The following is a 4,069-nucleotide window of genomic DNA, read 5'->3' as shown; positions in this document are numbered from 1 at the left end:
CACTCCCGGCGCGTTCGCTGCCGGGGCGGTTCATGCTGACGACTGACGTGGCCTCCGACAGGCCATAGCCCTCGTAGACAGGAATTCCCAGCGCCCGGGCTCGGCCCAGCAGGGAGGCGGAGCACGGCGCGCCGCCAACGGCGACGAATCGCAGGGTGGAAGGCAGAGGCGCACCGGCCTGCGCGCATTCCACGGCGAGCTTCAGCAGTTGCGGGACGAGGATCGTTCCGGTGGGCGTGAACCGACGAAGCGCATCCATGAAGGCCGCGGGTTCCACCGTACTTGAACCGCTGAAGCCGCACTGCCCCAACGACGGGAGGACGGCTGTTCCTCCGCGGAAGATGGGTACATAGATGCCGCCGATATTCGCGAGCAGGGTCGACAAAGGAAGGACCGTGAGACTGCGATCGTCGGGCCGCGCCGCCGCTGCATTGGCCAGTGCTTCGGTCACCTGGTCGATGGCGGCTCGCGTGACGCAAACGCCTTTGGGCTGTTGGGTCGTGCCCGATGTGTAAGTGATCTTGCCGGTGTCCGAAGGCAGGGTGCGCCGGCATGTAGCCTGGAGCGTGTAGAGATGCAGTTCGGTGTGGGCAATCACGACAGTCTCGTGACGCGAGACGCGGGATAGGGGGACGCCGTAGTCCGGACGATCCGTGATCAGAAGGTCCGGTGCCGCGTCAGTCAGCAAGTGCGCGAGCTGCTCGTCGCTGAAGAAAGACGGCACCGGTATGGCGACTGCGCCGCATGCGGCGATGGTCAGATCGACAACGGCCCACGGAATACCGTTGTCCATCATCACGGCAACGCGCTCGGCGGCAATGCGCGAACCGACTTGCGTGATCGCCCGGGAGAGCTGGCGATAGGTCATGGTGGAGACGGTATCTTCGAGCGCCACCTTCTCCGGTTGCGCGAGCGCATGTCGCTCGAGTTTCTTCAGGATGGTTCGCATCAGGCACCTCCGCAAGGTGAGGCGCGCAGGGACCACCCCGGGGCGGCACTTTCCCGACTATCACGGAGAAGGGCGCGCAGCCGTGGTTGCGATGCGCCTATATGTCGACGCAGCTTCCTTTGACCGGCGTCGATGTTGCCCACGCAGACGACCGGGTTCGCGTGGTAATAGTCGCCCCACTTACGTCCGCCATCGGCAAGGCGCGAGGCGCGTGCGCTGGTGAGTGCGATGGGATGCAGCCCGAGCCGGTGGAACGCGTTGAAGAGGAGACGCGTTGCCGTAAACAGCACCCAGCGATAACCTCGTGCATGCAGGTGCTGCGTGGTGGCGGAGATTAGCCAGCGCGTATCGCCGGGCATATCGAGGGCCAGGTGTCCCACTTCGACGAGTTCGTTGCGTTCGATGTGGACGCCCAGCCGATCGGCGATCATCTGCTGCGCCGGGTGGGCCAGGTACTGCTCCGAAAACAGCGTGCCTTCGAGGCCGCCGCGAAAGCCGACGACGGCCCGGTACTGCATGGTGTCGCGGAAGCTGAGCAGGGTCGGATGAAATTCGCTTACGTCCGCGCCATACCGCCGTTCGAAGATGCGATGGACAAACGCCTCGGCGTGCTTTCGATCAGGGTGACTTTCACCAAGGACATCCACACGCACGGGGCGGCGCAGTTCAGCGAGCAACGGCTCCACGGTTTCGAGCACGCAAGGATCGGACGGTTGCGGCAGCGGGGGCAGGGACATCGGGGATCGCTCGCTGGGAGGAGATGCCCCTTACCAGTGCGATATTCGTGCCACCGAACTATCCTGTTGAATGTGATAGGAATAACTTTGAATTTACCTGCGCTGCAGGCCCTCCTTTCTTGCAGTGCGCACGAATTGTCTGCAAGAAATGTCGGGTGAATCAGGGTGCGGCAGTGCGGTCCGAACACAGGCCCGTMTCGCCGATCGTCGGCGGCAACGGAACCAGCATCACGACGCGGACGCTCGCGTCGGCATGGCACGAAGCGACATAGCCGACGGCGCCGGGGGTCGCCGCTACGAAGCGGATAACCGCTTCGTCCGAAGCCAGTACATACGGTGGGCTTACACCCTGGAAGTATTGTTTATCCCAGTAATCCTGCATCGGTCGCTCCGACATGTGCAGTATGGTTTTAGTAAAAGCATCACGCAGCGGGGAGTCGGCAGGCAGGTTGACGGGCGTGAGCTTGACGCCGTCGCTGTCGATGAAGATGCGCTTGAGATAGACATTGCGAAGCGTGTCCCGGTCGAACGACAGACGGGGCGCCGTCGGCGCCGAGATCACGGCAAGCTGCACCTGTGCCGCCCAGGCGGCCTGGCTCCCGAGAGCCAGCCCCCAGAGCAAGAGCACAACGCGTGCGGTGCTGCGACGCATGGGCATACGTCAGAACAACACCGAGACGGACGCCAGCCAGCCGGCAGGGACGATTTCGCCGTCCTGGCCATTGCGATGCTCCAGTTTGAGGACAAGGCCCGGGATGGGGCGATAGTTGATGGCCTCGGTCCGGACGATCGACGTCGTGTCCGGTACGGACGTGTGATACCGCTCGACACGACCGATCAGGTAGAGATGGGACGCAATGGGAAACCCCGCTTCGACGAAGCCACCACGTTCGCTGGAAAGCGGCGATGCACCGGTGCGATAGATGGCTTCGCCGGTGAGTTCCACGTACCGCGTGGTCCAGGTGAAGTCGATGCCCGTGAGTTGGTAGTCGTGTCGGGGTTCCTGCAGTTGGTAGGTTACGTAAGACCCGCCTACGGTGAGGCTGTCGCCCGCCAGGTGGTACAACACGCGACCGCCGTACGCGTGGAGGAAGTTGTTTCGCGGGCTGCGGTCGCCGGTGTAGTCGGTAAAGGCATCGTCAGCGTCCTGGCCCACGCCGAGGTTCTTGCTGTCGTCTGCAAAGACCCAATAGTCGAGATCCCGGCCTTTCAAGGTGACTGTTCCGAATGCCATCGCACCTGCTGCATGGCGGGCGAACGCGGCCGAGGTGGATAGCGGGCGGGAGACCGTCCAGGTCAGTGGGTCAGCGTGAACGAGGTTCCATTCGCCGATTGGCGTAAGAAACTTGCCGAAACGGAACGTGATGGCCGGCGTCGCGTGGAAATCGGCATAGAGCCGCTCGATGTCGACCTCCGCATGGCCTCCGCCGTTCTGAGCACCTGTCACGTTCGTGGTGCGGGACGTCGCCAGTTCGGTGAAGAACTGCCAGCGGCTGCCCAGGTCCTTGGTGACGAACAGACTGACGTCGCGCAGGCTCGAATCCGCGCGGGAGCCTTCCAGGTCGAAGAAGTGCACGTCGGCATAGCCGCCGATTCGCAGACCCTGGCCCGGGAAGTAAAGCCCCTGGCCAAGCGAGTAGGGCGCCGGCTGCCATGTATCGACCTCCGTCGTGTCGGCTGCGCGAGAGCGTGGCGCGATGACGAGGGCCGCCACGAGAGCGAACACGCCCAGGACCAGGGGACGATGCGGATGCCGGCTCATGGAGATACCTTCAGGGGCGAAACGTGGACGGACGGAGGATGGCATAAGCTACGCCCGATTCTGCGACACTGACGCAGGCATTCCCAAAGCTGACCCGCCTTGACGACACGATCGGCCCTCTTCAGGCTCCTGTTCTGGACCATGCTCGGCACGATGACCGTGGTCGGTGCATTGTCGTTCTTCCAGTTCCGGAGCGCCCTGCAATCCGAGATCGCAGGAAATCTTCGCTTCGGCGCCACCGCAATGATGCAGCGCATCGATACCTTTTTGTTTTCCCATGTCGAGAACATGCGTGTCTGGCGGGGCCTCGAAGTCATGCAGGACATCCGGGTGAAGGATGTCGACAAGCGGCTATCCAACTTTCTCTCCAACCTGCGGGCCGGCCAGGACCAGGTCTACGACGTGCTGCTATGCACCGACGCGCAGGGAAGGGTCGTGGCCGCGAGTGAGGCCTCTTATATCGGCGGCAACGCACCGGGCCTTTCCGGTTGGCAGACGGTTCCCGGCCAGGGTCTCGATACGATTTCAGTGACGTTGGCCTCCGGAGCGCTCGGTACGAGCGCGATCGTATTGCGAAGTCCCATTCCGAATGCTTTCGGCGAGGGCACGATCGGCTACCTC

Annotated in this window: 5 protein-coding genes; 1 reads left to right on the top strand and 4 read right to left on the bottom strand. The window is 63.2% G+C overall.

What is annotated here, in order from left to right; genetic code table 11:
• From AC1DSN_RS19400 to AC1DSN_RS19385, 4 genes are all read right to left on the bottom strand, one after another.
• A partial coding sequence (locus AC1DSN_RS19400) for an AMP-binding protein (protein ID WP_477332305.1) occupies positions 1–949 on the bottom strand: 949 nt, incomplete at its 3' end.
• Positions 949–1,686: a thermostable hemolysin gene (locus AC1DSN_RS19395; protein ID WP_477298116.1), complete on the bottom strand. Its 738-nt coding sequence runs from the start codon at positions 1,684–1,686 to the stop codon at positions 949–951. The genes AC1DSN_RS19400 and AC1DSN_RS19395, both read right to left, overlap by 1 nt.
• 160 nt (positions 1,687–1,846) lie before the next feature.
• Entirely contained in the window at positions 1,847–2,338 is a 492-nt protein-coding gene (locus tag AC1DSN_RS19390) for a hypothetical protein (protein ID WP_477332303.1), read from the bottom strand.
• 9 nt (positions 2,339–2,347) lie between these two features.
• Positions 2,348–3,448 carry a porin gene (locus tag AC1DSN_RS19385; RefSeq protein WP_477298114.1) on the bottom strand — a complete coding sequence of 367 codons (1,101 nt, stop codon included), beginning with the start codon at positions 3,446–3,448 and terminating at the stop codon, positions 2,348–2,350.
• A gap of 99 nt (positions 3,449–3,547) precedes the next feature.
• Between AC1DSN_RS19385 and AC1DSN_RS19380 the strand changes: the two genes are divergently transcribed.
• Positions 3,548–4,069 (top strand): hypothetical protein (locus AC1DSN_RS19380; RefSeq protein WP_477332301.1); only part of this gene is annotated, 522 nt, incomplete at its 3' end.

It is taken from the genome of Luteibacter sp. P4_D7_3 (assembly GCF_056401735.1).
Note: the sequence above shows the minus strand (reverse complement) of the source record. Positions and strands in the feature narration are given on the sequence as shown.

Excerpts from the sequence above, each read along its gene's own strand:
- AC1DSN_RS19395 (WP_477298116.1), bottom strand. The coding sequence starts at position 1,686 with ATGTCCCTGCCCCCGCTGCCGCAACCGTCCGATCCTTGCGTGCTCGAA.
- AC1DSN_RS19385 (WP_477298114.1), bottom strand. The coding sequence starts at position 3,448 with ATGAGCCGGCATCCGCATCGTCCCCTGGTCCTGGGCGTGTTCGCTCTC.